Consider the following 25,482-nt stretch of genomic DNA (forward strand, 5'->3'; position numbering starts at 1 on the left):
GGCCTACCGCCTTCGGCATTGCCTCTCCTTGACCTCAACCTCAACCTTAACCCGAGGTTCTCATGGATTACGTCAAACTGATCAACTGCATGCGCTGCGGCATGTGTCTGCCGCACTGCCCGACCTACAAGGAGTCCTTCCTGGAAACCGCCTCGCCGCGCGGCCGTGTGGCGCTGGTGCGCAAGTTCCAGGAGGGGGAACTGGTGGAGAGCGAGAAATTCCTGGAATACGTCTCCCTCTGCCTGGACTGCCAGGCCTGCGCCTCCGCCTGTCCCTGCGGCGTCAACGCGGGGGAGCTGGTGGCCGAGTTCCGCTGCGAGAGAAAGCAGGAAAAGGGGCTCTCCGTCATGGAGGATCTGGTCCTGAGAAAGCTGGTGCCGCACCCGGACCGCCTGGAGGCGGCGACGGCGCCGCTTAGGGTTTACCAGCGCACCGGGCTGCAGAAGGTGGTCCGTTCGCTGGGGCTTTTGAAGGTGTTCCCTGCGGCGCTGGGGAGGATGGAGGGGCTGCTGCCGAAGCTCCCCGATGCCCCGCTGCGCCAGACCATCAGCGAGGTCACCCCGGCCGTCGGCGAGCAGAAGGGGACGGTGGGCTTTTTCCTCGGGTGCGTCATGAGCCTCATCTTCAGCGAGGCGAGCCTTGCCACCGTCGAACTCCTCACCTCCCTGGGGTACAAGGTCGTCACGCCGAAGGAGCAGAAGTGCTGCGGCGCTCCCAACATGCTCGGGCACGACCTGGCGGGGCTCCAGGAGGCGGCGCGCTTCAACACCGACCTGTTCCAGTCCCACGAGCTCGACTTCGTGGTGACCGACTGCGGCGGCTGCGGCGCCGAACTGAAGAAGTACGGCCACCACCTGGACGGCGAAGCTGCCGCCACCGCCTTCAGCACCAAGGTGCGTGACATCTCCGAGATTCTGGCCACCGAGGCCGGGGCGCTGAAAGAGAAGCTGAAACCCCTGCCGCTCAAGGTGACCTACCACGACCCGTGCCACATCGCCCACTGCCAGGGGATCCGCAGCCAGCCCCGCGCCCTGATCAACCTGATCCCCGGCATCGACTTCCGAGAGCTCCCCGAGGCGGATGCCTGCTGCGGGTCGGCCGGCACCTACAACATCGAGAAGCCGGAGATGTCGGACCGGGTGCTGTCGCGCAAGGTGCAGAACATCCAGAAGACCGGAGCCGACTACCTAATCACCAGCAACCCCGGCTGCCTTTTGCAGTTGAAAAAGGCGCTCGCCGAGGCCACCCCGCCGGTCAAGGTGATCCACCTGACCGAGCTGTTGCAGATGAGCCTCAACGGTTGAAAGGGAGGGGCACGGCCGGCCGGGAAAAGGTCGACATGTGCGCCAAAATGACGCTGTCGGCTCGGCCAGAGCCTAAAAATTTTGTTGCCTTAGCCACTCTAATGTAGTATCGGTGCCTCATGAAATTTACGCCGATTAAACCCAAAAAGGTGTCGACGCAGATCGCGGAGCAGATCCGCAGCTCGATTTTGGCGGGCGAATTCAACCCGGGCGAAAAGCTCCCTCCAGAGCGCGAGTTGGCCGAGCTGTTCGGCGTTTCCCGCCCCTCGGTGCGCGAAGCGCTCAACATCCTCACCTCGTCCGGACTCGTTGAGACCTACCAGGGGGGAGGGACGCTGGTCCGCTCCCTGGTCGAGAACTCGGCCGCCATGCCGCTCACCGAGTTGATCCGCATCGACGGCGACCGGGCCCTCGACGTCATCGAGGTCCGCAAGGGGATGGAGTCCTGGACCGCGTGGTACGCGGCCACCCGCGCGCTACCCGAGGATATCCGGCGTATCGAGGCGGTGATCGAGGGGATGAGGAAGAACCTCGAGGATTTGAAGCACTCCGAGGACTTCGACGCCCACTTCCACATGCTGGTGGCCCGCGCCACCCACAACGTGGTCTGGTCGCACATGATGCAGAGCATCTTCGAGGCGATGCAGGAGTTCCAGCGCGATGTCTGGCGCGCGGTCTATCTCACCGAGGAGGACCAGCAGCTGCTCTTCAACCACCACCTGAAGGTCTACGAGATGATCCGCGACCGCAACCCCGACGGCGCCCGCGACGCCATGCTGGAGCACCTGGACTTCGCGCAGAAGCGCTGCTCCGCCTACGTTTCCATGCGCGGCTCCGAGTAGAATAGGCAGCCAAAGCCACCCAAAGGCCCGGTAGATCACTCTGCCGGGCCTTTTCTGCCTCCGGGGGACGCCTCGCCCGGCCTGCGTCGCGGACTGGTTCCCTCCCGTCCTGCCGCGGAAGGGGGGGAGCTTTTTGGTTGAAGCAAAATTTGTTTTTCGGTATAGTTACGCGATTTATTTCCCTGCAGATAAAACCAAGGAGGGTTTACATGATAGATTTTCTGGGCGATTGGAAGAGAACCAGTTATTGCGGCGAGTTGAGGGCCGAGCACATCGGTCAGGATGTGGTCCTGATGGGGTGGGTCTCCAAGCGGCGCGACCATGGCGGGCTCATCTTCGTTGACCTGCGCGACAGGGACGGCATCGCCCAGGTGGTTTTCGACCCGGAGAGAAACGCCGACGCGCACGCAAAGGCCGAGAGCGCCAGAAACGAGTTCGTCCTTGCCATCAAGGGGACCGTCGCGGCCCGCCCGGAAGGGACCGTGAACCCGAAGATGAAGACCGGTGAGATCGAGGTGCTGGTCAAGGAGTGCAAGCTCCTGAACCCCTCGAAGGCGCTCCCCTTCACCTTGGACGGCTTCGTCGACGTCAGCGAGAACATCCGCCTGAAGTACCGCTACCTCGACCTCAGGACCGGCCAGTTGCAGCAGAACCTGATCCTGCGCTCCAAGGTGGCCCAGCTCACCCGCTCCTACCTGACCGACAACGGCTTCCTCGAGCTGGAGACCCCATTCCTCACCAAATCCACCCCCGAAGGGGCCCGCGACTTCCTGGTCCCCTCGCGCATCAACAAGGGCGAGTTCTACGCCCTGCCGCAGTCCCCGCAGCTCTTCAAGCAGATCCTCATGGTGTCCGGCTTCGACCGCTACTTCCAGATCGTGCGCTGCTTCCGCGACGAGGACCTGCGCGCCGACCGCCAGCCCGAGTTCACCCAGATCGACTGCGAGATGTCCTTCATCGACCGCGAGGACATCATCACGGTGATGGAAGGGCTCATGGCCCGCATCTTTACCGAGGCGCGCGGCGTGAAGGTCGAGCTCCCCATCCAGAGGATGACCTACCAGGAGGCGATTCGCCGCTTCGGCGTTGACAACCCGGACCTGCGCTTTGGCCTGGAACTGGTCGAGCTCTCCGACATCGTCAAGGAATCCGGCTTCAAGGTCTTCGCCGACGTGGTGAAAGGCGGCGGTATCGTCAAGGGTATCAACGTGAAGGGCGCCGGCGCCATGAGCCGCAAGGAGATCGACGATCTCACCGAGTTCGCCAAGATCTACGGCGCCAAGGGTCTCGCCTACGTGAAGATGACTTCGGAAGGGTGGCAGTCCCCGATCGCCAAGTTCTTCACCGCCGAAGAGATCGCCACCATGGACAAGGCGTTCGACGCCAAGGAAGGGGACCTGCTCCTGTTCGTGGCCGACAAGCCGAAGGTCGTCAACGACTCCCTCGGCAAGCTCAGGAACCACCTGGCCGCCAAGATGGGGCTCACCGACCCCAACGAGTACCGCTTCGTCTGGATCACCGACTTCCCGCTGCTCGAGTGGGACGAGGAGGAGAAACGCTGGGCCGCGGTGCACCATCCGTTCACCGCGCCGATGGACGAGGACCTGCAGTACGTGGAGAGCGACCCCGGCCGCTGCCGCGCCAAGGCCTACGACCTGGTCCTGAACGGCAACGAGATCGGCGGCGGCTCCATCAGGATCCACCAGGAGGAGGTGCAGTCCCTGATGTTCAAGATGTTGGGGCTCTCCGAGGAGAACGCGCGCAGCAAGTTCGGCTTCCTGCTGGACGCCCTGGAGTACGGCACCCCGCCGCACGGCGGCATCGCCTTCGGCCTGGACCGCCTGATGATGCTGATCACCGGCTCCGACTCGATCCGCGACGTCATCGCCTTCCCCAAAACCCAGAAGGGGGCCTGCCTCATGTCAGAGGCTCCCTCCGGCGTCGACACCCTGCAGCTGCGCGACCTGGGCATCCGTCTCGCCGCGAAGCAGTAAGGCGTCACCTCATTGAGGCTTTTCGCCCGTTTCATAATCCTGCTGCTCACTCTCTCAGCGGCGGCCTGCGCAACGCAGCCGCCGCGTTTTCGCGATGAAGCCGCCGCCAAGCTGGACCAGCTGAAACTCGAAGGCGGGGAGCGGCTGCGCCCGGCCGAGTACGCGAGCGTGCTGCAGGCGTTCCTCAAGGGGGACGCCTACCTCATGGAGAGCGAGCAGGAGGAAGCAGACCGCTACTTCCAGATGACGATTCTGAAGGGGGATCTCCTGGCGCAGGAGGTGGCCGCCGAAAAGGCCCGCCGGTTCGCCGAGGCGGCGCGCCTGGCCGAGGAGCGCAGACGGGCCGAGCTGGCGCGGCTGGCCCGCCTGGAGGAGGAGCGCCTGGCCAAGGCGCTGGCCGCCGAGAAGGCGCAGCGCGAAGCCGCCGAGGCGGAGCGGCGCAAGGTCCGGCCGGTTGTGAAGGAGCCCGTCCAGGTCGCTTCATGGACCGTACGCAGGGGCGAGTCCCTGCCGCTGATCGCCTCGCGTCCCGAGGTCTACGGGGATCGCAACCTCTGGCCCCTGATCTACCGCGCCAACCGGGACCAGATCCGCGACCCCAAGCACATCTGGCCGGGCCAGGTGCTGCGCGTTCCCAGGAACGTCGGGCGCGACGACTTCGCCGAGGCCCGGCGCTACGCCCAGGAACACCCTCTGCACTGAGCCGCGCCATTTCGTTAGACAGTATTTTTGAACGCTATTTTGTCGAAACTGCGCCGTCTCCTTCTTTCAGCGGGAAGGAGAGGGCGGGGCGCCTTTCGGCAAAAGGCGCCGCCGTCTTCGCCGCGGTGGCATCCCCCTTTTCCTTTTTACCAATGGTTTTACGCCACTGCGCGTTTTAGCTCGCTTTTTCCCCGTCCCGTCCCCGCGCCTCCCCCGGCGGACCCCCTTTCTGCACCGCCGCGCGCCCTTTTAAATCCTCTCCAACTTCAACCAGATTTTCCCTTGACAGTGAAAAACGTTTTGTATACTGTATACAAAATTTGAAATCCAAGAATATCCTGCTAACATCCCATAATCCTTTATATATTTCGAGAGTCGCCGCGAAGACCCCTCCCGGGGGATGGGCGGCAGGTTGTTGACGGGCTCCCGCAGGCTAATAAAACACCATGTCGGGCGATGGCAGCGTGGCTTTGCCCACCATTTTGTATTTTGTGCACTTCGCATAAAAACCAAGGAGAGATCATGACAACACAGACTAAGATCGTTTGGACCAAGATCGACGAGGCCCCCGCACTGGCAACCTACTCCCTGCTCCCCATCGTCAACGCCTTCACCAAGGCCGCCGGCGTCGAGGTCGAAACCAGGGACATCTCCCTGGCCGGCAGGATCATCGCCAACTTCCCCGAGAACCTGACCCCCGAGCAGAGGATCGCCGACGAGCTGGCCTACCTGGGCGAACTGACCCAGAAGCTGGAAGCCAACATCATCAAGCTCCCCAACGTCTCCGCCTCCATCCCGCAGCTCAAGGCCGCCATCGCCGAACTGCAGAGCCAGGGATACAACATCCCGAACTACCCGGAAGAGCCCAAGACCGACGAGGAGAAGGCGCTGGCCGCCCGTTTCGCCAAGGTGCTCGGCTCCGCCGTCAACCCAGTGCTGAGGGAAGGTAACTCCGACCGCCGCGTCGCCAAGGCCGTCAAGGAATACGCCAAGAAGCACCCGCACAAGATGGGCGCCTGGTCCTCCGACTCCAAGAGCCACGTCTCCAACATGAGCGCTGGCGACTTCTATCACAGCGAGAAGTCGGTGACCCTGAAAGAGGCCACCACCGCCAAGATCGAGTTCGTCGACAATCTCGGCAATGTGACCGTGCTCAAGGAGAAGCTCCCGCTGCAGGCTGGTGAGGTGCTGGACGGCTCCTTCATGAACGTGCGTGCCCTCAGGAAATTCATCCAGGAGCAGATCGACGACGCCAAGGCCAAAGGGATCCTCTTCTCCGTGCACCTGAAGGCCACCATGATGAAGATCTCCGACCCGGTCATCTTCGGGCACTTCGTCACGGTCTACTTCAAGGACCTCTTTGAGAAGCACGAGGCGACCTTCAAGGAAATCGGCGTCAACGCCGACTTGGGCCTTGGTGATCTCTACAAGAAACTCGAGAAACTCCCGGCCGCCAAGAAGGCCGAGATCGAGGCTGATATCCAGGCCACCTACGCCAAGCAGCCGCCGCTGGCCATGGTCGATTCCGACAAAGGGATCACCAACCTGCACGCCTCCAACGACATCATCATCGACGCCTCCATGCCGGTCGTCATCCGTGATTCCGGCAAGATGTGGGGCCCGGACGGCAAGCTCGCCGACGTGAAGTGCACCATCCCGGACACCAGCTACTCCGAGTGGTACCAGGAATGCATCGATTTCTGTAAGAAAAACGGCCAGTTCGACCCGACCACCATGGGCGCTACCTCCAACGTCGGCCTCATGGCTCAGAAGGCCGAGGAGTACGGCTCCCACGACAAGACCTTCGTCGCGCCGCTCAACGGCACCATGCGTGTAGTCGACGCCGCCGGCGAAGTGCTGATCCAGCACCAGGTCGAGCAGGGCGACATCTGGCGCGGCTGCCAGGCGAAGGATCTCCCGATCCGCGACTGGGTCAAGCTTGCCGTCAGCCGCGCCCGCGCGACCGGCGCCCCGGCCGTCTTCTGGCTCGACAAGAACCGCGCCCACGACGCGCAGATGATCGAGAAGGTGAACACCTACCTCAAAGACCACGACACCACCGGGCTTGAGCTGCACATCATGTCCCCGGTCGAGGCGATGAAGTTCACCCTCCCCAGGGCCAAGGCCGGCAAGGACACCATCACCGTGACCGGCAACGCCCTCAGGGACTACCTGACCGACCTGTTCCCGATCCTCGAGCTCGGGACCTCCGCGAAGATGCTCTCCATCGTTCCGCTTCTGGCGGGCGGCGGCCTCTTCGAAACCGGTGCGGGCGGTTCCGCTCCGAAGCACGTGCAGCAGTTCCAGCAGGAAGGTTACCTGCGCTGGGATTCCCTGGGCGAGTTCCTGGCACTGGCCGTCTCCCTCGAGCACCTGGCCGCCACCTTCAAGAACGAGAAGGCAGCACTCCTCGCCGAGACCCTCGACGTCGCCAACACCAAGTTCCTGGATCAGAACAAGAACCCGGCGCGTAAGGTAGGCCAGATCGACAACCGCGGCAGCCACTTCTACCTCGCCATGTACTGGGCAGAGGCCATCGCCGCCCAGACCAAGGACGCCGACCTCGCCGCCAAGTTCGCCAAGGTCGCCAAGGCACTGCAGGAAAACGAAGAGAAGATCAACGCGGAACTCATCGGCGCACAGGGCAAGCCGGTCGACATGGGCGGCTACTACCACCCGGACGACAAGAAGACCGAAGCGGCTATGCGTCCGAGCGCAACCCTGAACGCAATCATTGACTCGATCGTCTAAGAAGCGTAAACAGTAGTTTTCCGTGTACGACAGACATCACATTTAATTAACGGAGGAACAAAGACATGGCACGTAAGAAAATCGCACTTATCGGTGGTGGTCAGATTGGCGGCGTACTTGCTCAGCTTGCAGCTCTGCGCGAACTGGGTGACGTGGTGATGTTCGACATCGTGGAAGGCCTGCCGCAGGGCAAAATGCTGGACATCGCCGAGGTAGGTTCGGTTGACGGCTTCGACTGCTGCCTGAAAGGGACCAACAGCTACGAGGACATCCAGGGCGCCGACGTGGTCATCGTTACCGCAGGTCTGCCGCGCAAACCGGGCATGAGCCGTGACGACCTGATCGAGGTCAACTCCAAGATCATGACCTCCGTTGCCGAGGGGATCAAGGCCCACGCGCCGAACTCCTTCGTCATCGTCATCTCCAACCCGCTCGACGCAATGGTCACCCTGTGCCAGAAGATCACCGGCTTCCCCTACAACCGCGTCATCGGCCAGGCCGGCGTCCTCGACTCCGCCCGCTTCAAGACCTTCATCGCCTGGGAACTGGGCGTCTCCGTGAAGGACGTCAACGCAATGACCCTGGGCGGCCACGGCGACGACATGGTGCCGCTGGTGCGCTACGCCTCCGTGAACGGCATCCCGGTCATGGAACTGCTCGAGAAGAAATACAAGGACAAGGCTAAGGCCAAGGAAGTCATGGACGCCATGGTCAAGAGGACCCGCGGTGCAGGCGGCGAGGTTGTCGCCCTCTTGAAAACCGGTTCCGCTTTCTACTCCCCGGCTTCCTCCGCCATCTGCATGGCAGAGTCCATCCTCAAGGACCAGAAGCGCGTTCTCCCGACCTGCGCATACCTGAACGGCGAGTTCGGCGTGAAAGGCTTCTACGTCGGCGTTCCCTGCGTCCTTGGCGAGAACGGCGTCGAGGCGATCCTCGAGTTCGAGCTGGATGCCGAAGAGCAGGCCATGATGGACAAGTCGGTTGCCGCCGTTAAGGAACTCGTTGGTTCCATGAAGTAAGAGGCAGCTTACGTGGTACTACCAGGGGGTAGGGAGGTTTCCCCTCTCTACCCCCTTTTTACGAAAGCATGCAGTTTGGGCCAAAATCCGAGCACTTGCATTTTGTAAACACTATGTGTTATATACCCACAATTTGCACAGCCTGCGAAGGCAATTTGTCAAAGGAGCTACGTTGATGGAGAAAACACCGGCGAACATCGAGATCATCGAGAAGTACTGCAAGGGGTGCCACATCTGTGTGGAATTCTGCCCCACCAAGGTCTTGGAAATGAAGGGTTTTGTGGCAAGCGTCAAGAACCTTGAGGCATGCATCAAGTGCATGCAGTGCGAGCTTAGATGCCCTGACTTTGCAATCAAAGTATCGTAAACAATTTTAGGAGGTAAGAAAGTGGCTAAAAAAGTTGCATTCCTTCAGGGGAACGAAGCTGCCGCACAGGGGGCACTCTACGCCGGGTGCACGTTCTTCGGCGGTTATCCGATTACACCTTCCACCGAGGTGGCAGAGGTTATGTCTGTCGAGCTTCCGAAGATCGGCGGCAAATTCATCCAGATGGAAGACGAGATCGGTGCCATGGCTTCCGTCATCGGCGCTTCCTTGACCGGCGCTAAAGTACTGACCGCGACCTCGGGCCCGGGCCTCTCCCTCAAGCAGGAGCTGATCGGCTACGCCTGCATCGCCGAAACCCCGTGCGTCATCGTTAACGTCATGAGGGGCGGCCCCTCCACCGGTATGCCCACCGGTCCTTCCCAGTCCGACGTCATGTGCGCCAAATGGGGTACCCACGGTGACCACCCGGCCATCTGCCTGACCCCGGCCTCCGTGCAGGAGCTCTTCGAAGAAACCGTACGCGCCTTCAACCTGGCCGAGAAATACCGCACCCCGGTTATGGTCATGCCGGACGAGATCGTAGCCCACATGCGTGAGCGCATCGTGTTCCCCGATCCGGGCGAGCTGGAAGTCATCAACAGGACCGCTCCGAGCGTCCCGCCGGCAGAGTACAAGCCGTACGACACCAGCTTCGGCGACGTGCCGCCGCTGGCAGCTTTCGGCAGCGGCTACCGCTTCCACGTGACCGGCCTCAACAAGGGGCAGGACGGCTTCCCGACCACCAAGGCCGCCTGGGTTCAGGCCGAGGAAGAGCGCCAGGTGCGCAAGGTCGACGCCAACATCGACGACATCGTCCAGTTTGAAGAGTACGAACTTGCCGACGCCGAAGTCGCCATCGTTGCCTACGGCTCTACCTCCCGCTCCGCCCGTTTCGCAGTGAACGAGGCCAGGAAGCAGGGGATCAAGGCCGGCCTGTTCAGGATCAAGACCTTCTGGCCGTTCCCGGAGAAGCAGATCGCCGCTCTCGCCGGCAAGGTGAAGGCGTTCATCACTCCGGAGATGAACCTCGGCATGTGCACCGGTGAAGTGAAGCGCTGCGCAGAAGGCAAAGCAGCGGTCCACGGCATCTTCCGCGTTGACGGCGAGCCGATCAACCCGGGGCAGATCCTCGAAAAGATCAAGGAGGTTAAGTAACATGTCTTTTGATTACGATAAGTACATCCGTCCCGGCAAGCTGCCGCACATCTGGTGCCCGGGCTGCGGTCACGGCATTGTCATGAAGGGCCTGATCCGCGCGATCGACACCCTTGGTCTTCAGAAGGACAACACCGCCATCGTTTCCGGCATCGGCTGCGCATCGCGTCTCCCGGGCTACATGGATTTTTGCACCCTGCACACCGCGCATGGCCGCGCCGCCGCTTTCGCAACCGGCGTCAAGATGGCCAAGCCGGAGATGAACGTCATCCTGGTGGGCGGCGACGGCGACGGTACCGCGATCGGCGGCAACCACTTCATCCACGCCTGCCGTCGTAACATCGACATGACCTACATCATCATGAACAACAACATCTACGGCATGACCGGCGGCCAGTTCTCCCCCTGCACCCCGACTGGCGCCAAGGCGTCCACCACCGTGTACGGCAACCCGGACCCGGCGTTCGACGTCGCCAAGCTCGCCATCGGCGCAGGCGCCACCTTCGTCGCTCGCGGCACCGCGTACCACGCGACCCAGATCGACAAGCTGATCGCGGAAGCCATCCAGCACAAGGGCTTCTCCGTCGTCGAGATCCTGGACGACTGCCCGACCACCTACGGTCGCCGCAACAAGTTCAAGTCGGTCATCGAGATGATGAACCGCCTGAAGGACATCGCCGTTCCGGTCAAGGCCGCCGAGAAGATGACTGCCGAGCAGCTCGAAGGCAAGATCCTCACCGGCGTTCTGTACAAGGAAGAGCGTCCGAACTACACCGACGAATACGCGAAGGTCATTGAGCGCGCCAAGAAATAACAAAGGAGGAGAACCTCAGATGTCTCAGAGATATGAAATCAGATTTTCCGGGGCTGGTGGGCAGGGTCTCATCCTCGCCGGCGTAATCATGGCAGAAGCCGCTTCCATCTACGACGGCAAGCAGGCAGTTCAGTCCCAGAGCTACGGCCCCGAGGCAAGGGGTGGTGCATCCAAGTCGGAGGTCATCGTTTCCGACACCATGATCGACTACCCGAAAGCCACCGTGGTCGACGCGCTGCTCGCACTGACCCAGGAAGCGGCCGACAAGTACTCCCACGACCTGAAGGAAGGGGGCGTTCTGCTGATCGACTCCGACCTGGTGAAGAACATCCCCAAAGGGAACTTCAACACCGTTGCATTCCCGATCATCAACACCGCCAAGAACGAAGTCGGCCGTGAGATCGTGGCCAACATCGTGGCGCTGGGCGCCATGGTGGCACTGACCGGTGTGGTCACCAAGGAAGGCGCCGAGAAGGCAGTTCTGGCCCGCGTGCCGGAGGCTTTCATGGAGCTGAACAAGAAGGCGTTCCAGATGGGCTACGAGAAGGCCATGGCAGCACGCGCCTAATCGTCCTGACTTCCAGTCACACAGGAAAGGCCCGGCCTCACAGCCGGGCCTTTTTTTATTCAAAAAACAAACACCAAATGCCTTAACGCAAAGTCGCAAAGCTAAGATAGAAGCCTGATACTCTTTGGTCTGCGTCTATTTTTACCGTCCAACTCTTAGGGCCTTTGCTGGGTGGCGACTTTGGGTTAAGTTTATTAAGCCGTTGAAGTTTCCTTGCCATCAGCTATAAACATGAGACTACTCATAACCGCGGCCAAAAAGGAAGAATGCATGCCCCAGGAACTGTGTCACCTTGCCCTCAGACAGACTCTGGATCTCATCGGACTGACCGACGAGGCGCTGAAGGACCTGACCCGCCGCAAGTTCAACAGTGACGAACTGCATCACGAAGTGCTCGGGAAACTGCTTGGCGGCAACGGCCGTCGCGGCCCCCACGGCATACTTATAGCCAACGAAGGACCGGGGGCGGTCTGCTGCAACGGCCGCGTCTTCCACTTGCAGCACGGCGAACTGCTGGAGCGCTCCGACCAGATCACCATCGAACCCGGCTCCACCTACGCGAGCAGCCTGCTCATGGTCGAAGGGGGGAGCGAGGCGGTGGCGCTCAACTGGTCCGACAGCTGCGCCAGCATCGAGGAGTTCCAGACCTTCTTCCACCCCCAGGTGGTGGCGGCCATGGGAGAGCCCATCCTCAATTTTGTGAGCTGCCGCATCAGTGGCGATGTCCGCGGCGTGATCGAAGCTTTCAACTACGCGGGGCATGTGACGGAGTACGACGCCGACGTGCTCAGAAGCGCCGCCGTGATGATCGGTTCGCTGCTCACCGTCTCCAACGGCATGCGCGAGACCGAACATGCCTTCCACTACACCATCCACGCGCTGGCACGGGCCTGTGAGGCCGCCGAGCCGGATACCGGGCGCCACATCGTGCGGGTCAACCGCTATGCCGGGGCGCTCGCGGCCAACATGGGGTTCAATACCGAGTTCGTGGACGACATCTCCTTGTCTGCGCAGATGCACGACGTGGGGAAGATCCGCATCCCGACCGAGATCCTGCTGAAAGAGGGGAGGCTGACCCCGAGAGAAATGAAGCTGGTGCGCCAGCATCCTGCATACGGCTCCGAGATCATAGGGGACTCCCCCAGGCTTAGGATCGCCAGGGAAATCGCCATCTCGCACCACGAGAACTGGGACGGCACCGGCTATCCCAAGCGGCTCAAGGGAGAGAGGATCCCGATCTCCGGGCGCATCGTGAAGGTGGCCGACGTCTACGATGCGCTGCGCTCCCGGCGCAGCTACAAGGGTGCCATGAGCCACCAGGAAACCCTGGACGTGTTCAGAAACGGTGACGACCGGATCAACCCCGCCGCCCATTTCGATCCCGCCGTCCTGGCTGCCTTCTTCAGGATCGAGCACATGTTCGAGATGATCTACGACAGCTCCGTGCTCAAGCTGGGCCTCGACCGCGCCGTTGACCCGGCGAAAATAAAATAAGGATTTGCGGCAAGGAGCCGCGAGGGGGGGCAGCGAGAGTGTAGCGTTCCGCAACCTTCTCTTGGTGGGGAGATGCCTGGAATGAGGAGGCTTGGAGGGGGAGGGTGAGGGGAAGGTTTTACGCTCCGGTGCCTCTGAGCAAACGCTCCACCCGGTGCTGCATGATGATCTGCTGCAGCTTCTCGGGCGGTACCTCCTTGTTGTTCAGCAGGTCTGGGTCTATTCCCAGCTGCGCCGCGTTCAACTTCGCCACTTCCAGCGCGTCCTCCCATCCCGGCATGGATGCATGAAAGTCCGCCGCCACCTGCAACGGCAGGAAATCCTGGATCCCTCCTTTGATGGCATCGAGCGCCAGCCTGATCTTGGTTGAATACCGCAGTTCCACCCACCGGTTGGCGTTGTTGTGCAGCCTGTTGGTTGCCTGCAGCGCGCGTTGCAGCGCGACCGGCAGACGCAGCCTCTTGCAAAAGGCTGGGACCTGCTCCGCCCCCAAAGCGTCGTGCCCGTGGTGCTTGGGATGGAGATCCTGCGGCGTGTAGAGCTTCCCCAGGTCGTGGAAGAGGGCGCAGAAACGGCCGGTCGGGTCCGGCGTAAGTTGCGCCATCCGTTCCAGTACCTGCAGGGAATGCGTGAACAGGTCCCCCTCCGGGTGGTGCTGCGGCGGGCCGGCAGGAATATCCGCCATCCGGAAGATCTCGGGGAGGAAGTTGGCGCCGATGCCGAACTCCAGCATGCGGCGGAAGAAGCGGGCGGGATCGTCCTTCCCAATCGCCTTCAGCATCTCCTGGGAAAACCGCTCCACCGGAATCCGCTGCAGGTCCTTTGTCCAGTCCCGGCTTTTCAAAATCGTTTCAGCCTCAGCATCGAGCCGCCACCCCTCGCACTCGAAGCGGAAGGCACGCAGGATGCGCAGGGGGTCATCGGTGAGGCTGGTGGGACTGCAGCAATGCAGAACGCGCCGTTCAAGGTCAGGCTTCCCGCCCAGGGGATCGTTGAGCCGGCCGTCCAGGGACATCGCCATGGCGTTCACGGTGAAGTCGCGGCGGGAGAGGTCGTCGGGGAGGGCGTTCAGCGAGGGGAGCCAGGTCACCTCGATTTTGCCGAAGGGTTCTTTGAAACGGAAGTAGATGTTGGGGGTGCTTTTAGACTCCACCAAGCGGAAGCCCAAGGCGGTGAGTTCGGCGACCGGGACCGCGGCGGCAAGGTCCACGTCCTGGCACTCGACCCCGAGCAAGACGTCCCGCACCATCCCACCGACCAGGCAGATCGAAGAGTGCAGGCGTTCAGGGAAAAACCTTTTCAGTTGCGAGATCATCTGGTCCAAGAAAGCCTCGGTTCCCTCCCTCTCCCTCCGGGAGAGGGGCGGGGTGAGGGCGTTGCCGCGAAGGAGGGACTTGGCAGCGCCAGCGCCCTCACCCGGCCTTCGGCCACCCTCTCCCAGGGGGAGAGGGGATGATGGCAGTTTCGTTTGCGCCTTTGCTGCATTGCGTGAGCGTGAGGCTTTGTCTCCGCCTTTACGCCTTTTCCAGCAGTGCTACATCCTCGACATGCACCGTCTGCGGGAACATGTCCACCGGCTGTACCTCCAGGGTCTTGTACCCGAGCCGGGACAGGATATCCAGGTCGCGCGCCAGCGTTTCCGGCGAGCAGGAGACGTAGATGATGCGGGCCGGCTTGATCGCCGCCACGCTTTTCAGCACCTTCTCGCCGCACCCTTTCCTAGGCGGGTTCAAGACGATCAGGTCGGCGCCCCCTTCCTGTCCGATCTCGTCGATGAGATGCACGGCGTCGCCTGCCTCGAAGCTGCAGTTGTCGGCGCGGTTCATGGCCGCGTTGGCGGTGGCGTCCGCGACCGCCGCATCCACGACTTCGATGCCCACGACTTCGCGCGCCTTGTCCGCGAGGAACAGCGAGATGCCGCCGATGCCGCAGTAGAGGTCGATCACCCGCTCCTTGCCGGTCAGGCGGGCGAACTCGCGCACCTTCTCGTAGATGATGCGGGCCGCGCCGCTGTTCACCTGGAAGAAGGAGTGCGGCGACAGGTTGAAACTCTTGTCTCCGATGTAGGCCTTCAGCGTCTGCGCCTTGGTAATGGAGCGGTCCTTGTGGCCGAAGATCACGTTGCCGGTCGAGGTGTTGATATTCTGCGCCACCACGGCGACTTCAGGCACCGCCTGCTGGATGAACTTGGCCAGGTGGTGCATCTCGTTGTATCCCTCGTCGGTGGTCACGAAGACTACCATGACCTTGTTGCTCTGCTCGGCGACGCGCACCACTAGGTACCGCAGTAGCCCCATCTCGCTCTTGGGGTTGTAGATCTGCACCTTACCTTTCTTGATCCCCGCCTTGGCAGCCTTGACCACCTTGTTGATCAACGGGTGGTGCAGGTTGCAGTCGGCGATCTCCAGCACGTCGTGGCTGTTGCGTCGGTAAATGCCGATCACCGGATCGTTGTTCTTTCCCGCAACTACCAGCTTGGCGGTGTTGCGGTAGCCGAGCTCACTGGGGGAGGCTATGGTATCGTGGATCACCGCGTCGGAAAGCGACGGGAACTTCCGGATCTGCCTGGTGACCAGTCCCTTCTTCCAGGTAAGCTGGGCCGGGTAGCGCATCTGCATCAGGCCGCAGCCGTCGCAGGCCCTGCCCATTTTGCAGGCGGGGGAGGGGTTGCGGTCCGGAGAGGCTTTGATGGTCTTGATGATGTTGGCGAAGGATTCCCTGCGCCCTACGTAGGTGATCTTCGCCACCAGCGCTTCACCGGGGAGACCGCCCGCCACCAGAACTCGCGTCCCTTCGTGGTTGGCGACGCCGAACCCCTCGTCGTTGGTGGAGGTGATGTGGAGCTCCAGCACCTGGCCGCTTCTCAGGGCGGGCTTCCGCTCCTCGCGCTCAGGACGTGCCCCCTTGTCGACCCGGGCCGGCTTGGCGGCCGCTTTGCTTTCAGGAGCCCGGGGAGCTTTGAAATATTCAGGATCGCGCTGGTCGCGCGGTTTTGCAGGGGCTGGGCGCGTTTTTTTGCCGGTAGAGGATGCAGCAGAGGGACCTGCAGGCTTTGTCTTGGAGGGATGGGCTCCGGCCGTAGTTGCGGTGTTTCCAGGGGTGGAGTTGCGAGCTGCAAGGGATTGCCCAGGCTTTCCAGCTCCTGAGGGATGCTTTACTCTATCTCTTTTGGGTGCGTCGCTTTTATTTTTCATCCCTCTTGTTTAAAGGGAAACGGCATTCCTGTCAACCGCCGAATTGTCACAGGAAATTCATTGCAGGCTGACTTTAAGCCGCTAGACTGGACCCTGTAATCCCTTACGGCAGGTATTGGGAATACAGGGTACGAGGATGGACTGCCAGGCAAAGATAGATTGGAGGTGACCATGGGTGGGGTGAGGACGATTTTCCTTTGGTTTATTTCGCTGACAACCTTCGTTGCGGTATCGGTGCAGGCCGAGGAGGTGCGGCTTAAACTGAGCAGCCCCGCTTTCAAGCATGCCGGCAAGATCCCATCTCTTTACAGTTGCGACGGCTCCGATACCAGCCCGCCGCTCGCCATCGCCGGTATCCCCAAAGAAGCAAAGTCGCTCGCCTTGGTCATGGACGATCCCGATGCGCCTGCCGGCACCTGGGTGCACTGGGTGCTCTGGAACATCGAGCCGACGACCAGGGAGATCGTGCAGGGGAGGGTGCCGCACGGCGCGGAGCAGGGGGTGAACAGCTGGCGGCGCAAAAGCTACGGCGGCCCCTGTCCCCCCTCAGGCCAGCACCGCTATTATTTCCGCCTCTACGCACTCTCCGAGCGCCTGGACCTCCCCTCCAACAGCACGAGGCTGGAACTCGACCGCGCCATGCGCGGCAAGATCCTGGCGCAGGCCGAGTTGCTCGGGGTGTTTGCGCACCGCTGATGCCCTAGTAGGCGAAACAATCGCAGCCGAGATCCCAGAAGCGCCGCTGTCGCGGCAGCCAGATGCGCGTGTGGCGGTGCGCCGGTTCAGCCTGTTTCTGCGCCGGAAGGGACGCCGTCGCCCCCTCGCGGTGATAGCCGCCGTAACGCCCCACCGGCGACCAGTCCGGGCTCACCGGCAGTGGCGGCACCAGGTTGCCGAACTCCTCGCCGCCGTACACCACTTTCCCCCCGACCACGGTCAGCACCGACTCGATCCCTTTGATCTCCTTCTCCGGGACCTCGAAGTAGTCCGCGGAAAGGACCGCGAGGTCCGCCAAGGCCCCCGGGGACAGGGTCCCTTTTTTCCCTTCCTCACCGGAAAACCAGCTGCTCCCCTCGGTGTACAGCCTGAGCGCCTCCGTGCGGCTTAAGCGGTTTGCCTCGGGATAGAGCAGGGTCCCGCCGATGGTGCGTCCGCTCACCAGCCAGTACAGCGACAGCCACGGGTTGTAGCTTGCCACCCGCGTCGCGTCAGTGCCGGCGCCTACCGGGATGTCCAGCGCCATCATGCTGCGCACCGGCGGGGTGTGCGAGGTATCCCCCTCTCCGTAGCGGTCGAGGAAATATTCGCCTTGGAAGGCCATCCGGTTCTGAATGGCGATGCCTCCTCCCAGCTCTTTGACCCGCTCCAGGTTCCCTGCCGTGATGGTCTCGGCGTGGTCGAAGAACCAGCGCAGCCCGTTGAAGGGGATCTCCCTGTTCACCGCCTCGAACACGTCCAGAAAGCGCGTGATCGACTCGTTGTAGGTCGCGTGCAGCCGGAAAGGCCAGCGCCTTTCAGCCAGAAGACGCACCACCGCGGCAAGCTCCTCCTCCATCGTGGGAGACAAGTCCGGGCGCGGCTCCAGGAAATCCTCGAAGTCCGCGGCCGAGAACACCAGCATCTCGCCGGCGCCGTTCATGCGGAAGAAGTCGTCCCCCTGTCCCGGCTCGGTCATCGTTACCCACTGTGAGAAGTCGCCCAGCTCACCCTTGGGATGCTGTGTGAACAGGTTGTAGGCGATGCGCAACGGTAGTTCGCCGCCCTTGGCCAGTTCACCGATGACACGGTAGTCGTCGGGGTAGTTCTGGAAGCCGCCGCCGGCATCGATGGCGCTGGTGAGCCCCAGCCGGTTCAGTTCCCTCAGGAAGTGGCGCGTCGAGTTCACCTGGTCCTCGAAATTAAGCTTGGGGCCCTTGGCGAGGCTCGCGTAGAGCAGCATGGCGTTGGGCTTCGCGATCAGGAGCCCGGTCGGGTTGCCGTTTCTGTCCCGCTCGATCATCCCCCCCGGCGGGTCGGGCGTATCCTTGCCGTACCCCAACGCGTGCAGCGCCGCCCGGTTCACCAGGGCGCGGTCGTACAGGTGCAGGACGAAGACCGGCGTGTCCGGCGCCGCGAGGTTCAGCTCCTCAAGGGTCGGCATTCGCCGCTCGGCGAACTGGAACTCGGTCCAGCCGCCGATTACCCGCACCCACTGCGGCGGCGGGGTGCGCCTTGCCTGCTCCTTGAGCATCTCCAAGGCCAGCGCCAGCGACGGGACCCCGTCCCAGCGCAGTTCCATGTTGAAGTTCAGTCCCCCCCGGATCACGTGTATGTGCGAGTCGTTCAGCCCCGGGATCACCCGACGCCCCTTGGCGTCGATCAACTGAGTGTGGTCGTCCCCCGTGGCGACCAGTTCTTCGCCGCCCAGAGCCTTCACCTTGCCGTCGCTCATCGCAATGGCCGAAGCCTCAGGGATGTGCGGGTCCAGCGTGCTGAGCCTGCCGTTATATATAATCAGGTCTGGTCCCTTCATACCTTGCCTCCTCAAAGAGAAGCAGGCAGGGACTGAGCCCCTGCCTGCCGGAAGTACAGCCCTTTTACCTTATTCCACTGGTGCGCGTTTCCTGCCCCCGCGCGGCACCACCGTCTCTGTTTCGTCAATATGCTCAGTCCACTCTCCATCTTCCTCCGGGAGAGGGGCGGGGGGAGGGGTGCCACGAAGCGACAGAAGCGGAGCATGCACCTCCCTCACCCGGCCTTCGGCCACCCTCTCCCGAAGGGCGAGGGGACAAGGGGGGCTACTTCGGCAAAACGGTGCGGCTGGCCGGCGCGCCGTGCACCATGGTATAGGCGTACTCGACCCCCTGCCCGTAGGCCCCGCAATGTTCCTTCACCACTGCGATCACCTCGTCATAGGTTTCCTTGCGAGCCCACGTCCTCTGGTACTCGAGCAGTACCTGCAGCGAGGTCATCGGCACCGCTCCGGCCTGCTCGATGCGCCGCATGGCCGCGTTGTGTGCCGTTACGCTGGTGCCTCCTGAAGCGTCCTCCACCGCGTAGACCTCGTAGCCCGCCTTCATGGCATCGAGGGTTGGGAAGGCGAGGCAGACCTCGGTCCAAAGGGCCGCCATGATCAGCTTGTTGCGCCCGGTCGCCTGCACAGCTTCCACGAACTTCGGGTCGTCCCACGAGTTCATGGAGTTTCGCTCGATGATGTCGTTGTCCGGGAAGATGTCCAGGAGTTGGGGCCACATGTTGCCGGAGAAGCTCTTGGTCTCGACGGTGGTGAGGATGGTGGGGATGCGGAAGATTCTGGCGGCTTTGGCCAGCAGCATTACGTTGTTGAAAAGGGTTTGCCTGTCTATGCTTGAGACTCCGAAAGTCATCTGAGGCTGGAAATCGATGAAGATGACCGTGCTGTTGGTTGGATTCAGCAGATCCAATTTGCTCATGACAGCTACCTCCTGTGTCTATTGTCTGCAATAGGGACAGTATAGTCCTCTAGCTAATTAGTGGCGCAGGAATTTATCGGCGGCCGCTGCCGTCCGCGGTGACGACGAGGGGTGATCCTCCTTGCTTTTCCCCATAGATTTAGCTAGTATGTCCCGCTATGAAAAAACTCACCCGGCAGATAAAGATAGGGAACGTGCCGATCGGTGGTGGCGCTCCCTGTTCCGTGCAGTCCATGTGTTCCACCGACACGAGAAACGTCGCCGCGACCCTCGACCAGATCGGTCGACTTGCCGAGGCAGGCTGCGAGATCGTGCGTTGCGCGGTACCCGACATGGATGCCGCCCAGGCCCTGGCCGCCATCAAGGCGGGCAGTCCCATGCCGCTCATCGCCGACATCCACTTCGACTATAAGCTCGCCCTCAAGGCGCTGGAATCCGGCGTGGACGGGCTGCGTCTCAACCCCGGCAACATCGGCGAGCGCTGGAAGGTTGCCGAGGTGGTCAAGGCTGCCGCCGAGCGGCAGATCCCGATCCGGATCGGTGTGAACGGCGGCTCTCTGGAGAAGGAGCTCCTGGTCAAGTACGGGCATCCGACCCCGGAGGCGATGGTCGAGTCGGCCCTGGGGCACGTGCGGATCCTGGAAGAGCTCAACTACCGCGAGATCAAGATATCCATAAAGGTCTCCGACGTATTGCGGACGCTGGAAGCTTACCGGCTCCTCTCCGAGGCGGTCGACTACCCGCTGCACATCGGCGTCACCGAGGCCGGTACCATCTTCTCCGGTACCATCAAGTCTTCCGTTGGCCTGGGCATCCTGCTGCACCAGGGGATCGGCGATACCATGCGCGTATCGCTCACCGGCGACCCGGTGCACGAGGTGCGCGTCGCCTATGACATCTTGAAGTCGCTGGGGCTCAGGCAGCGCGGCATCAACTTCGTCTCCTGCCCGACTTGCGGCAGGTGCCAGATCGATCTCATCCCCGTTGCCGAGGAGGTCGAGCGCCGCCTGGCGCACCTGGACAAGAACATCACGGTTGCGGTCATGGGGTGCTCCGTGAACGGACCCGGCGAGGCGCGCGAAGCCGACTTCGGCATCGCCGGCGGCAGGGGGGAGGGGCTTCTCTTCAAGCACGGCGAGATCCTGCGCAAAGTCCCCCAGGATCAGCTCGCGGATGCGCTCATTGAGGAAGTGCTGAAACCTTAAAACCATTGGCCGGGAAAAAATCTCAGGAACTCTGAGAGAGTCAAAAGAGCTTGAGGTAAAACCCCTTCCGTCTTTTGCTTTTCTCCGAAGTTCTCAGATTTTCTCCGTGGCTGACGGTTCTGCTTTTTGCTTTTTAAATTCACTCAGAGGTAAACCTAATGCGTTATTCCCAGTATTTCATCCCCACCGTCAAGGAAACCCCCTCTGACGCGGAGGTCATCTCCCACAAGCTGATGCTGCGCGCCGGCATGATCAGGAAACTTGCCGCCGGCATCTACAACTACCTGCCGCTGGGGCTGCGCTCCATCCGCAAGGTGGAGCAGATCGTCCGCGAGGAGATGAACAGGGCAGGGGCCATCGAGCTCCTGATGCCCGCCGTGCAGCCGGCAGAACTCTGGAAGGAATCGGGGCGCTGGGAGTTCTACGGCAAGGAGCTTCTGCGCTTCAAGGACAGAAAGGACGCCGAGTTCTGCATGGGGCCGACCCATGAGGAGGTCATCACCGACCTGATCCGCAAGGAGATCCGCAGCTACCGTCAGATGCCGATCAACCTGTACCAGATCCAGGGCAAATTCCGCGACGAGATCCGCCCGCGCTTCGGCCTCATGCGCGGCCGCGAGTTCATCATGAAGGACGCCTACTCCTTCGACGTGAACGAGGCCGGTGCCGACGTCTCCTACGAGAAGATGTACAAGGCCTACCGCCGCATCTTCGAGCGCTGCGGCCTGAAATTCCGCGCCGTCGAGGCCGATACCGGCAGCATCGGGGGGAACTACTCCCACGAGTTCATGGTGCTGGCCGACTCCGGCGAGGATGCCATCGTCTCCTGCTCCTGCTGCGAGTACGCGGCCAACATGGAGAAGGCGGAAACCAGGAGGAGCGAGGCGGTGGAACACGCCGACCCGCGCCCGATGGAACACGTCGCCACCCCCGGCCAGAAGAGCATTGAAGACGTCTCCGCGTTCCTGGGCGTGAACAGCACCCAGGTGGTGAAGACCCTGGTGCTGGTTGCCGACGGCGAGCCGGTCGTGGCACTTGTGCGCGGCGACTACGATCTCAACGAGATCAAGCTGAAGAACCACCTGGGTGCCGCCGAGCTCGAGATGGCCGAGGACGACGTGGTTCTCAAGGTGACCGGCGCACCCACCGGCTACGCGGGCCCGGTCGGCTTGGCCGGTAAGGTGAAGGTCGTCGCCGACCTCTCGCTGCAGGGGATGCACAACTTCGTCACCGGCGCCAACGCCGCCGATACCCATCTGAAGAACGTCAACATCGGGCGCGACTTCAACGTCGACGGGTACGTCGACATCAGGAACGTGGTCATCGGCGATCCCTGCCCGCGCTGCGACAGCGGCAAGCTGGAGATCTGGCGCGGCATCGAAGTCGGCCACGTCTTCAAGCTGGGGACCAAGTACTCCAAGGCGCTGAACGCGAGCTTCCTCGACGCCAACGGCAAAGAGCAGATCATCTTCATGGGATGCTACGGCATCGGCATCGGGCGTACCGTGGCCGCCTGCATCGAGCAGAACCACGACGAGAACGGCATCATCTTCCCGATCCCCATCGCGCCGTTCCACTGCATCGTATCCGCGCTTTCCGCAAAAGATGACGAAGTGAAGGCCGCCTCCGAGCAGATCTACAACGAGCTTCTGGAAGCGGGCGTGGAAGTGCTGCTCGACGACCGCGACGAGCGTCCGGGCTTCAAGTTCAAGGACGCCGACCTGATCGGCATTCCGCTGAGGATCGTGGTCGGCGCCAAGACCCTGGCAGAAGGCAAAGTTGAGCTGAAGGAGAGAAGGGGTGGCGAGGTGGAGATCCTGCCCATCGCCGAAGCCGTAGCCAAGGTGAAAGCCGCCGTCAAAGAGGCACTGCAGGCATAAACCCTGATTTTAAGGATTTGACTATGACTAGAGAAGAAGCAATCAAGAAGATCATTTTCGCCATGGACGTGAAGGAATTCAGCGACGTCCAGTACTGGGCCGAGCTCCTTTCCCAGCATGTCGGCATGTTCAAGGTCGGCAAGCAGCTCTACACCGCCTGCGGCCCCGCCGCGGTGCGCATGATCCAGAAGTGCGGCGGCGAGGTGTTCCTCGACCTGAAATATCACGACATCCCGAACACCGTCGCCATGGCCGCCCTCGAGGCCGCCAACCTCGGCGTCCAGCTCTGCGACCTGCACGCCATGGGTGGCTACGAGATGATGAACAAGACCATGGAGACACTGGACAAGAACTTCAGCGGCTGCGCCGCGCGTCCCAAGGTCCTCGCAATCACCGTGCTCACCTCCTCCAACGAAGAGACCCTGCGTGGCATCGGCATCGACCTCCCGGTCCCCGAGATGGTGGTGAAGCTCGCCAAGCTCGCCAAGAGCGCCGGCGTCGACGGTGTAGTCGCCTCCCCGCAGGAAGTGGGCCTGATCAGGGAAGCCTGCGGCAAGGACTTCCTGGTGGTCACCCCCGGCGTCCGTCCGAGCTTCGCCTCCGCCGACGACCAGAAACGCATCATGACCCCGGCCGAAGCCGTCAAGGCAGGCTCCGACTACCTGGTCATCGGTCGTCCCATCGCCGCGGCCCAGAGCCCCGCCGAAGCCGCCCAGAAGATCGTCGACGAAATAGTCGCCGGCTAACCACCGACGGGCGAGGTTCACCTGTAGGGGCGAATAATCATTCGCCCCCCTTACGCATTGCGCTGATACATTGCATCATCGAGGGAGCTTCCCGTGAGCAGAAAACTCACGTCCGGAAGCTCCACCTTTTTGAGGACACATATGTCAAAAGAAGAAATCATCTACGGCCTGAACCCGGCAATGGAAGCTCTCAGGGGCTCGCGGAAGATATTCGAGCTCTTCGTCGCCGGCAGCAGCGCCGACAAACGCCTGGAGAAGCTCTTAAAGCTGGCCGCCGAGAAGAAGGTCCCTGTGCGGCAGCGCGAGAAGGGCGACCTGAGCCGCCTGTGCGGCACCGAGCACCACCAGGGCGTCGCCCTGAAGGTCGAGCCCTTCCCCTACGCCGATCTCGACGACGTGCTGGAAGGACTGCACGGGACGCGCGATGGCCTGATCCTGGTTCTCGACAGCGTGCAGGACCCGCACAACCTGGGCGCCCTGATTCGGAGCGCCGCCTGCGCCGGCGCCAACGCCGTAGTCATCCCCAAGGACCGCGCCGCAGGCGTCACCGCCGTAGTCGAGAAGTCATCCGCCGGCGCGACCGAGACAGTCGCCGTGGCACAGGTGACCAACATCTCGCAGGCGCTTGAGAGTCTGAAGAAAGCCGGTTTCTGGATCTACGGAGCCGACGGCTCCGCGAAGCACACCCTCTACCAGCAAGACTTCACCGGTCCGGTGGCCCTCGTCATAGGTGGGGAGGGGGAGGGGATCCGCCCGCTGGTGAGGAAGGGGTGTGACGAAGTGGTCAGCATCCCGCTGCAGGGAGGAGTGAACTCGTTGAATGCCTCCGTAGCCGGAGGGATTTTTCTCTTTGAAGTCGTGCGTCAAAGGCTTTGCGGCAAGAAATAAGCAAACAGGAATGAATCTCCTTCATCCCTGTTGATTTTGTCCAAATGTTTACATTGACTTGGTTCGGCCGGTGTAGTATAAAGGTCGAGTTGTTCATGACGCGGGGTGGAGCAGTCTGGTAGCTCGTCGGGCTCATAACCCGAAGGTCACAGGTTCAAATCCTGTCCCCGCAACCAAAAGAAAATCAGGGACTTGCACATCGTTGCAAGTCCCTTTTTTCATGCCTGTACCCTTTTTTGTACCCCGTCCGCGGGAAAGGGGTTTCTGGCCTGCACAATAGGACTTGCGGAGGATTTTTTTATGGCAAGTCTGAAGAAGCGGGGCAGGGCCTACTACGCCCAGTATTACGACAACGGCAAACAGAAGAGGGTGAACCTGCACACGGAGTCCCTCCAGGTGGCGAAGGAGAAACTGCGCCAGATCGAGTCGGCTCAGTTCCGCGAAGAGGAGATTCCCCTTACCACCAAAACCCCCATCGGCGACATCCTCGAGAAGTACATCAAGTACAAAAGCGGGCACAGCAGGGACAAGAACATCCCTAAGATAAACACCTACCTGCGCGGTGCCTTCGGTCCGGTATGCGAAGCGTTGCAGGTTCGCAACCAGGCCATCGCGCAAAAGGCCGTGAAGCGTCCGAGTGCCGGCTCTGCCTCTATCATCTCCATCTCCCACATCGAGCATCTCAGCGCCGAAGTCCTGTCCACATTTCTTTCCGAGCTCATCAAGGACAAGCGCGTCTCTCCGAGAACGGCCAACCACTATCGTCAGACCATAGTCACTTTGTGCAACTGGGCTCAGCGGGAAGGTGGGGTGCGCTTTCCTGGCGGGAAAAACCCGGTAGCTGACGTCAAGTGCTACAAGGTTGTGGATCGGCTTCGAATTTTAACCCAGTATCGGCGTCCAAGGGTGACCCACCCCCTGTGAAATATTGAGGCTTTACAGATTGAGGGGGTGGGTCTCAAGATGCCGATGGTGGGTTAAAGTTGGGTGCCGATCGACAAAGAGCTGCGAAAGCAACAACAGTACGTCGGAAAGAACCGCGTCTGGCGCCTGATGCGTGAAAATGATCTGCGAGTGAAGACTAAGCGGCGATTCAAAGTCACCACGAACTCGGATCACAAACGGCCT

At 61.7% G+C, this 25,482-nt stretch carries 22 protein-coding genes and 1 tRNA gene; 19 read left to right on the forward strand and 4 right to left on the reverse strand.

Going from position 1 to position 25,482, the window contains the following annotated elements; translation table 11 throughout:
* Window positions 1-62: 62 nt before the first annotated feature.
* The 11 genes from KOM00_RS19280 to KOM00_RS19330 all read left to right on the forward strand — a co-directional run bounded on the left by KOM00_RS19280 (window position 63) and on the right by KOM00_RS19330 (window position 13,010).
* Window positions 63-1,304, forward strand: a complete 1,242-nt coding sequence (locus KOM00_RS19280) for a (Fe-S)-binding protein (RefSeq protein WP_216500647.1) — start codon at window positions 63-65, stop codon at window positions 1,302-1,304.
* A gap of 119 nt (window positions 1,305-1,423) precedes the next feature.
* Entirely contained in the window at window positions 1,424-2,146 is a 723-nt protein-coding gene (locus KOM00_RS19285) for a FadR/GntR family transcriptional regulator (RefSeq protein ID WP_216500648.1), read from the forward strand.
* A gap of 209 nt (window positions 2,147-2,355) precedes the next feature.
* The gene (gene aspS / locus KOM00_RS19290) at window positions 2,356-4,140 is read left to right on the forward strand and encodes an aspartate--tRNA ligase (RefSeq protein ID WP_216500649.1); all 1,785 of its coding nucleotides are present in this window, start codon (window positions 2,356-2,358) and stop codon (window positions 4,138-4,140) included.
* 12 nt (window positions 4,141-4,152) lie between these two features.
* Window positions 4,153-4,842: a LysM peptidoglycan-binding domain-containing protein gene (locus tag KOM00_RS19295; protein ID WP_216500650.1), complete on the forward strand. Its 690-nt coding sequence runs from the start codon at window positions 4,153-4,155 to the stop codon at window positions 4,840-4,842.
* A 522-nt stretch (window positions 4,843-5,364) separates the two neighbouring features.
* Window positions 5,365-7,593, forward strand: a complete 2,229-nt coding sequence (locus KOM00_RS19300; RefSeq protein WP_216500651.1) for an NADP-dependent isocitrate dehydrogenase — start codon at window positions 5,365-5,367, stop codon at window positions 7,591-7,593.
* 65 nt (window positions 7,594-7,658) lie between these two features.
* On the forward strand, window positions 7,659-8,612 hold the full coding sequence (mdh, locus tag KOM00_RS19305; protein WP_216500652.1) for a malate dehydrogenase: 954 nt from the start codon (window positions 7,659-7,661) through the stop codon (window positions 8,610-8,612).
* Between the two features lie 175 nt (window positions 8,613-8,787).
* Window positions 8,788-8,979: a 4Fe-4S binding protein gene (locus tag KOM00_RS19310; RefSeq protein WP_129126504.1), complete on the forward strand. Its 192-nt coding sequence runs from the start codon at window positions 8,788-8,790 to the stop codon at window positions 8,977-8,979.
* 21 nt (window positions 8,980-9,000) lie between these two features.
* Window positions 9,001-10,134 carry a 2-oxoacid:acceptor oxidoreductase subunit alpha gene (locus KOM00_RS19315; protein ID WP_216500653.1) on the forward strand — a complete coding sequence of 378 codons (1,134 nt, stop codon included), beginning with the start codon at window positions 9,001-9,003 and terminating at the stop codon, window positions 10,132-10,134.
* Between the two features lies 1 nt (window position 10,135).
* The gene (locus KOM00_RS19320) at window positions 10,136-10,948 is read left to right on the forward strand and encodes a 2-oxoacid:ferredoxin oxidoreductase subunit beta (protein WP_216500654.1); all 813 of its coding nucleotides are present in this window, start codon (window positions 10,136-10,138) and stop codon (window positions 10,946-10,948) included.
* A 19-nt stretch (window positions 10,949-10,967) separates the two neighbouring features.
* On the forward strand, window positions 10,968-11,516 hold the full coding sequence (locus KOM00_RS19325) for a 2-oxoacid:acceptor oxidoreductase family protein (protein ID WP_216500655.1): 549 nt from the start codon (window positions 10,968-10,970) through the stop codon (window positions 11,514-11,516).
* 270 nt (window positions 11,517-11,786) lie between these two features.
* Window positions 11,787-13,010, forward strand: a complete 1,224-nt coding sequence (locus KOM00_RS19330) for an HD-GYP domain-containing protein (RefSeq protein WP_216500656.1) — start codon at window positions 11,787-11,789, stop codon at window positions 13,008-13,010.
* A gap of 118 nt (window positions 13,011-13,128) precedes the next feature.
* Here the strand turns inward: KOM00_RS19330 and KOM00_RS19335 are convergent, their stop codons facing one another.
* Window positions 13,129-14,325 carry an HD domain-containing protein gene (locus KOM00_RS19335; RefSeq protein ID WP_328758845.1) on the reverse strand — a complete coding sequence of 399 codons (1,197 nt, stop codon included), beginning with the start codon at window positions 14,323-14,325 and terminating at the stop codon, window positions 13,129-13,131.
* Between the two features lie 199 nt (window positions 14,326-14,524).
* On the reverse strand, window positions 14,525-15,862 hold the full coding sequence (rlmD, locus tag KOM00_RS19340) for a 23S rRNA (uracil(1939)-C(5))-methyltransferase RlmD (RefSeq protein WP_216500658.1): 1,338 nt from the start codon (window positions 15,860-15,862) through the stop codon (window positions 14,525-14,527).
* Between the two features lie 513 nt (window positions 15,863-16,375).
* On the opposite strand from rlmD, the gene KOM00_RS19345 reads away from it, so the two are divergent.
* Window positions 16,376-16,900 (forward strand): YbhB/YbcL family Raf kinase inhibitor-like protein, encoded by a 525-nt coding sequence (locus KOM00_RS19345; RefSeq protein ID WP_216500659.1) that lies wholly within the window; start codon window positions 16,376-16,378, stop codon window positions 16,898-16,900.
* Window positions 16,901-16,904: 4 nt separating this feature from the next.
* Here KOM00_RS19345 and KOM00_RS19350 read toward each other — a convergent pair whose 3' ends face one another.
* Both KOM00_RS19350 and KOM00_RS19355 read right to left on the reverse strand, forming a co-directional pair.
* Window positions 16,905-18,716 (reverse strand): amidohydrolase, encoded by a 1,812-nt coding sequence (locus tag KOM00_RS19350; RefSeq protein WP_216500660.1) that lies wholly within the window; start codon window positions 18,714-18,716, stop codon window positions 16,905-16,907.
* Window positions 18,717-18,981: 265 nt separating this feature from the next.
* Window positions 18,982-19,635 (reverse strand): hydrolase, encoded by a 654-nt coding sequence (locus KOM00_RS19355; protein ID WP_216500661.1) that lies wholly within the window; start codon window positions 19,633-19,635, stop codon window positions 18,982-18,984.
* 158 nt (window positions 19,636-19,793) lie between these two features.
* On the opposite strand from KOM00_RS19355, the gene ispG reads away from it, so the two are divergent.
* The 7 genes from ispG to KOM00_RS21100 all read left to right on the forward strand — a co-directional run.
* The gene (gene ispG, locus KOM00_RS19360) at window positions 19,794-20,840 is read left to right on the forward strand and encodes a flavodoxin-dependent (E)-4-hydroxy-3-methylbut-2-enyl-diphosphate synthase (protein WP_216500662.1); all 1,047 of its coding nucleotides are present in this window, start codon (window positions 19,794-19,796) and stop codon (window positions 20,838-20,840) included.
* 158 nt (window positions 20,841-20,998) lie between these two features.
* On the forward strand, window positions 20,999-22,720 hold the full coding sequence (locus KOM00_RS19365) for a proline--tRNA ligase (RefSeq protein ID WP_216500663.1): 1,722 nt from the start codon (window positions 20,999-21,001) through the stop codon (window positions 22,718-22,720).
* Between the two features lie 23 nt (window positions 22,721-22,743).
* Window positions 22,744-23,466 carry an orotidine-5'-phosphate decarboxylase gene (gene pyrF / locus KOM00_RS19370; RefSeq protein WP_216500664.1) on the forward strand — a complete coding sequence of 241 codons (723 nt, stop codon included), beginning with the start codon at window positions 22,744-22,746 and terminating at the stop codon, window positions 23,464-23,466.
* A 141-nt stretch (window positions 23,467-23,607) separates the two neighbouring features.
* Window positions 23,608-24,354 carry a 23S rRNA (guanosine(2251)-2'-O)-methyltransferase RlmB gene (gene rlmB, locus KOM00_RS19375; protein ID WP_216500665.1) on the forward strand — a complete coding sequence of 249 codons (747 nt, stop codon included), beginning with the start codon at window positions 23,608-23,610 and terminating at the stop codon, window positions 24,352-24,354.
* A gap of 99 nt (window positions 24,355-24,453) precedes the next feature.
* Window positions 24,454-24,530 (forward strand) — tRNA-Met (locus KOM00_RS19380).
* A 124-nt stretch (window positions 24,531-24,654) separates the two neighbouring features.
* A complete protein-coding gene (locus KOM00_RS19385; protein WP_216500666.1) occupies window positions 24,655-25,278 on the forward strand; it encodes a hypothetical protein in 624 nt (207 codons plus the stop codon).
* Between the two features lie 63 nt (window positions 25,279-25,341).
* Window positions 25,342-25,482, forward strand: a 141-nt coding sequence (locus tag KOM00_RS21100; protein ID WP_216500668.1) for an IS3 family transposase, incomplete at its 3' end; no start/stop codon positions are given.

Source organism: Geomonas diazotrophica, from assembly GCF_018919385.1.
GTDB classification, from domain to species: domain Bacteria; phylum Desulfobacterota; class Desulfuromonadia; order Geobacterales; family Geobacteraceae; genus Geomonas; species Geomonas diazotrophica.